We start from the raw sequence: 4,090 nt of genomic DNA on the forward strand, positions 1-4,090 counted from the left end.
AGCATGGGCGCCGCCCTGCTGCTCAGCCTGCTCATCGTGCTCGGCCTCTACGCCGTGCTGGTCAACCGCCTGAGCGAGCGCTACCTGCTCGAACAGGCGCTGCCGGCGAGCATCCAGGCCATCGCCAACGACTTCGAGCGCCGGCTCACCGGCCCGCTCACCGCCGCCGCCGGCATCGCCGACAACAGCCTGGTGCAGGACTGGCTGGCCGCCGGCGAAGACCCGGCGCGGCAGGCCGACTTCGTCCGCTACCTGGGCGGCATCCGCGCCTCGCAGCAGGCCTTCGCCGCGCTCATCGTCAGCCGGGCCAGCGACGCCTACTACAGCGACAAGGGCAAGGAACGCACCCTGTCCCGCAGCGAGCCCCAGGACGCCTGGTACTTCGACTTCATCGGCAGCGGCCGGCCGCAGGTGCTGAACATCGACACCGACGTCGGCAGCGGCGAACTCACGCTGTTCATCGACCGCCGCGTCGAGCGCGACGGCAAGCTGCTGGGCATCGCCGGCCTGGGCCTGCGCATGGACGAGCTGTCGAAGCTGATCCGCGACTTCCGCTTCGGCCAGTCCGGCCACGTGTACCTGGTGAAAAACGACGGCCAGGTGCAGATCCACCCCGACCCGGCCCGGGCCCGCGGCAAGGCCCTGGCCGACCTGGTGGGCGACGACGCGGCCCGGGCGCTGCTCGGCCAGCCGGGCTTCCACAGCAGCCGCTTCGAACGCGATGGCGAGGACTACCTGGCCGCCAGCCTGCCGCTGCGCGACCTCGGCTGGACGCTGGTCAGCGAGGTGCCGGAGGCCGAGGTCTACGCCGACGCGCGCCAGGCCCTGCGCCTGTCCGGCCTGGCCGGCGCGGCGGTGGCGCTGCTCTGCCTGGGCCTGGTGGTGCTGCTGGCCCGCGGCCTGGTGCGGCCGATCCGCCAGGTGACCACGGCGCTGCTGGACATAGGCGCCGGCGGCGGCGACCTGACGCGCCGCCTGGACGACTCCCGCGCCGACGAGCTGGGCGACCTGGCCCGCGGCTTCAACCGCTTCCTCGAAGGCCAGCGCCAGCTGATCGGCGCCGTGCTCGCCACCAGCCAGCAGTTGCAGCGCAGCGTGGCCGAAGTGGCTCGGGTTGTGGATAACACCGCGGAGCACGCCAGCCGCCAGCAGGAGATGACCGACATGGTGGCCACGGCGGTGAACGAGATGGGCAGCACCGTGCAGGAAATCGCGCGCAACGCCGAGCAGGCCGCCAGCGCCTCGCAGCAGGCCCGTGGCGAAGCCGGCCAGGCGCGCCAGGTGGTGGGCGGCTCGCTGCAGCATGGCGAGCGCATGTCCGCCGAGATCGGCCAGGCCGCCGAGGCGGTGAGCGACCTCGCGGCGCAGGTCGCGACCATCGACCAGGTGCTGGCGGTGATCCGCGGCATTTCCGAGCAGACCAACCTGCTGGCCCTCAACGCCGCCATCGAGGCCGCGCGCGCCGGCGAGCTGGGCCGCGGCTTCGCCGTGGTGGCCGACGAGGTGCGCACCCTGGCCGGGCGCACCCAGGGCTCCACCGACGAGATCCAGGCGATGATCCAGCGCCTCAAGCAGGGCGCCGAGCAGGCGGTCAGCTCCATGCACTCGGGCCAGGCGGCCACCGGCGAGGGCCTGGCCGCCAGCCAGCGCGCCGGCGCCTCGCTGGGCGCCATCGCCGACCAGGTGGAGCGCATCAGCGACATCAACCACCAGGTCGCCGCCGCCACCGAGGAACAGAGCGCGGTCACCGAGGAAATCAACCGCAACGTCCAGGGCATCGCCGACCTGGCCCGCGCCACCGCCGGCGAGGTGCACCAGGGCCGCGAGCAATGCCACGCCCTGCGCGGCCTGGCCGACGACCTGCAGCGGCAGATGGGGCAGTTCCGCTTGTGACGGGTGGTGGTTCGCGAGCAAGCTCGCTCCTGCAGGTCGGCACCGTACCGGCTCTTCGTAGGAGCGAGCTTGCTCGCGAACCACCGACGTCCCGATCGGGCTCGGTTATCCACTGTTGAAAAGGGGGTTTCGCTGTCCACAGGCGGCAGGCTTCCACAGGGAGGCTCCATAGGCGCTTTTTTGCCTCTTCGATTTGTGGATACCCTTCTGCAGCCCAGCAATTCCGGGGCTTTTTGCTCAAATAACGTACAGTTTTCGCCAGCCGGCGGCGGTTCTGGCATCGGAAGTTTTCCCCAGAGGATATCCACAACACTGTCCACGGCCTCTGTGAGCAATCCATTCGCCTGGCCGCGGAAAACCCCAGTTCCGCCGGCCTCTTCGCAGCCTTTCCCCTGCCCTGCACAAGTGCTGCCTCCAGCGTGGTTTTCCACCAGGATATTCACAGCTTGCCAAGGGCTTATACCGGGCTTGTCCAGGGTCCTTTTCCGGTGCTGCCAAGCCCGGCCTAAGCCCTTGAATTACGTGGCCTTCAGGCCATTACAGAGCAAAAAACGTACAGCCTCGCGCAGCCCCCGGAATACCTGCTTCCGAAGGCTTCATCGACAGTTTTTCCACAGCCTTGCCCACGCTATCCGGGGATAGCCGGAAACGGCCTTTTGCGGGGTTTGGACAAATTCTGCGCAAAGCCTTGCAGGCCACGGTTAGCGTGGCCTGGAGCGGAGGGGGCACAGTTTGTCCACAGGATGCCGCACAGGAACCGGGGACAAAAATCCACCGCCGGTGGAAAAGCCCTGGGGATAATTGCTTCAGTCGTCGAGGCGGGTGGCGCGGATGCGGCCGCGGCTGAGGTCGCCGAGCATGCGTTGCAGCTCCTCGACCTTGATATCGGGCAGGCTCAGGCGGATATCCACACCCTCGGCGCCGTAGGCCTCGTCCTCGATGCTCGCGCCCAGGGCGAGGATGCGTGCCTTGAGCAGCGCGTGCTCGGCGAAGCCGCAGGCGAAAGCCAGGCGCGTGCTGGGCACCAGCTCGATGCGCGGGGCGTCCTGCAGGCACTTGGCCGCGCAGCCGCCGTAGGCGCGGGCCAGGCCGCCGGTGCCGAGCTTGATGCCGCCGAACCAGCGGCTGACCAGCACCACCACGCGGTCCATGGCCTGGCCCTCGATGGCCGCGAGCATCGGCCGCCCGGCGGTGCCGCCGGGTTCGCCGTCGTCGCTGAAGCGGTATTGCGCGCCGAGCTTCCAGGCCCAGCAGTTGTGCCCGGCGCTGGCGTCGCGGTGGGCGGCGAGGAAGGCCTGGGCCTCGGCCTCGCTGGCGATGGGCGCGGCCAGGCAGGTGAAGCGGCTCTTGCGGATTTCCTCGGCGTAGCTGGCCGGGCCGGCGAGGGTGAAGCTCATGCCGTGGCCGGCGGCGTCAGCCCGCAGCCCTTGAGGATGATGCGGATGAGGTTGTCGGCGGCCTCGCTGAAGTCCTGCCGGGACATGCGCTTGCGCCCGGTGACGAAGGCGATCTGGGTGGCGAAGTCGGCGTAGTGCTGGGTGCTGCCCCAGAGCAGGAAGATCAGGTTGACCGGGTCCACCGGGTCCATCTTGCCGGCGGCGATCCAGGCCTCGAACACCGCCGCGCGGCCGCGGAACCAGGCGCGGTAGTCCTGGTTGAAGTGGCTGCTCAGGCACTGCCCGCCGCTGATGATCTCCATGGCGAAGATCCGCGAGGCCAGCGGGTGGCGGCGGGAGAACTCCATCTTGGCGCGGATGTAGCCGGCCAGGGCGGTGGCCGGGTCGTCCTCGGCGCTGAGATGGTTGAAGGTGCTGTCCCAGAGGTCGAGGATGTTGCCCAGCACCGCAGTGTAGAGCCCCAGCTTGTTGCTGAAGTAGTAGTGCAGGTTGGCCTTGGGCAGGTCGGCGCGCAGGGCGATGGCGTTCATGCTGGTGCCCTTGAAGCCGTGGCGGGCGAACTCTTCTTCGGCGGCGGCGAGGATGACTTCCTCGTTCTTCTGGCGAATGCGGCCGGCGGGCTTCTCGGAGCCTTCGGCGAGGTGGGCTGGCACTGGGAAAGTCATACGGCGTATCCATGGCTTCAGCGAAAGGGCGAAGCATGGATAACCCAGGCGGGGCGGGGGATTCAAGCGAATCCGGCGTTTTTCCCGGGGTGCACCGCAACGGGGCGGGAAAATCCCCCGCGGGGGCCCTTTCCT

Annotated in this window: 3 protein-coding genes and 1 pseudogene; 2 read left to right on the plus strand and 2 right to left on the minus strand. The window is 69.1% G+C overall.

Annotated features, from left to right (window positions below; genetic code table 11):
* Positions 1–3: 3 nt before the first annotated feature.
* A pseudogene (locus tag DK254_RS35330) lies at positions 4–1,026 on the plus strand (cache domain-containing protein); the annotation flags it as partial.
* 138 nt (positions 1,027–1,164) lie between these two features.
* Positions 1,165–1,893, plus strand: a complete 729-nt coding sequence (locus DK254_RS35335; protein WP_371921206.1) for a methyl-accepting chemotaxis protein — start codon at positions 1,165–1,167, stop codon at positions 1,891–1,893.
* A gap of 806 nt (positions 1,894–2,699) precedes the next feature.
* Here DK254_RS35335 and DK254_RS32955 read toward each other — a convergent pair.
* Both DK254_RS32955 and DK254_RS32960 read right to left on the minus strand, forming a co-directional pair.
* Entirely contained in the window at positions 2,700–3,290 is a 591-nt protein-coding gene (locus DK254_RS32955) for a YigZ family protein (RefSeq protein ID WP_109937183.1), read from the minus strand.
* Complete coding sequence (locus DK254_RS32960; RefSeq protein WP_109937184.1) at positions 3,287–3,955, minus strand: TetR/AcrR family transcriptional regulator; 669 nt, start codon at positions 3,953–3,955, stop codon at positions 3,287–3,289. The genes DK254_RS32955 and DK254_RS32960 overlap by 4 nt, the downstream gene beginning before the upstream one ends.
* Between the last annotated feature and the right edge of the window lie 135 nt (positions 3,956–4,090).

Origin of the sequence: Pseudomonas sp. RW407 (genome assembly GCF_003176655.1) — a bacterium.
In the GTDB taxonomy this organism is placed as follows: Bacteria; Pseudomonadota; Gammaproteobacteria; order Pseudomonadales; family Pseudomonadaceae; genus Pseudomonas; species Pseudomonas delhiensis.

Coding starts and splice junctions, on each gene's coding strand:
- DK254_RS35335 (WP_371921206.1), top strand. CDS start 1,165: ATGGTGGCCACGGCGGTGAACGAGATGGGCAGCACCGTGCAGGAAATC.
- DK254_RS32955 (WP_109937183.1), bottom strand. CDS start 3,290: ATGAGCTTCACCCTCGCCGGCCCGGCCAGCTACGCCGAGGAAATCCGC.
- DK254_RS32960 (WP_109937184.1), bottom strand. CDS start 3,955: ATGACTTTCCCAGTGCCAGCCCACCTCGCCGAAGGCTCCGAGAAGCCC.